1 protein-coding gene is annotated in these 1043 nt (G+C 73.0%); it reads left to right on the top strand.

Annotation, left to right across the window (positions count from 1 at the left end; all coding sequences use genetic code 11):
• Nucleotides 1-903, top strand: a 903-nt coding sequence (locus IY392_RS17385; RefSeq protein ID WP_194861914.1) for an endonuclease/exonuclease/phosphatase family protein, incomplete at its 5' end; no start/stop codon positions are given.
• Nucleotides 904-1043 lie beyond the last annotated feature (140 nt).

Raw genomic sequence — 1043 nt, 5'->3', positions numbered from 1 at the left:
GCGGGGATCGCTCTGCATCACTCGACCTCCGAGATCCCCGCGGTCCTGGTTCTCGCGACGTTCGCCCTGTGGGCGTGGGCGTTCTCCCTGGTCGCTGTGCTCGCGGCCCTCCGTGCCCGTTCGGTGGTGCTGACGGTGATGGCCGTGGCGCTGGTCGGTGCGGGTGTGGTCCAGTACGGCCCGTTGGTGTCACCCGCCCGCGGGTACGACGACGACGGGATCGACCTCAGAGTGCTGGTGCAGAACCTGCAGTTCGGAGGAGCGGATCCCGTCGACGTGGTCCGCGCCGTCCGCGACGGCGGGGTCGATCTGCTGCTGGCGGTGGAGGTCACGCCGGAGGCGCTCGAGGGGCTCCGTGCCGCGGGCCTCGAGGAGGTGCTCGCGTACGAGGCCTCCGACGCCGCGCCGCAGGCAGCCGGGGTCGCGGCGTGGTCCCGGTATCCGCTGTCGCCACCCGAGCGGGTGCCCGGTTTCAGTCTGGGGGTCCTTCGCGCCGGCATGGCCGGCCCCGGGGGTCCTGTCACGGTGGTGGTCGCCCATCCCGTCGCGCCGGTGTTCGACGGCCCTGCCGCGGTCGAGGAGGCGGATCGACTGCGCTGGTTCCTCGGCGGGCTGCCCGGCCCGGCCCCGGTTGTGGTGGGCGGCGATTTCAACGCCACCTGGGACCACGCCCGGTACCGCGGACTCCGCGGGCTCGGGTACACCGACTCGGTCTCCGGCGGCGGCGACGGTTGGGTGCCCACCTGGCCCGCCGACAGGAGTGTCCCACCCCTCATCGGCATCGACCACGTACTCGCGCGGGGAGTGCAGGCGGTGGGGGAGACCGACACCGTCCGGGTGCGGGCGACCGATCACCTGGGCGTGCTGGCGACGGTGCGATTGCCCGCGGACCGGGTCCGTTGACCTACCATGCGCACCATGAGTTCACGCATCCTGACAGCAGCGTCCGGTCTCGGTGCCGTCGTGCTCGCCGTGTCACTGGCGGGGTGTGGCGGGGCGACGGTGGACGGGGAGGCTCCGGAGGTGGCCACGGAGACCACCAC

This window comes from Dietzia sp. SYD-A1 (assembly GCF_015356725.1).
In the GTDB taxonomy this organism is placed as follows: domain Bacteria; phylum Actinomycetota; class Actinomycetes; order Mycobacteriales; family Mycobacteriaceae; genus Dietzia.
This window is presented reverse-complemented; position numbering and strand designations above follow the sequence as displayed.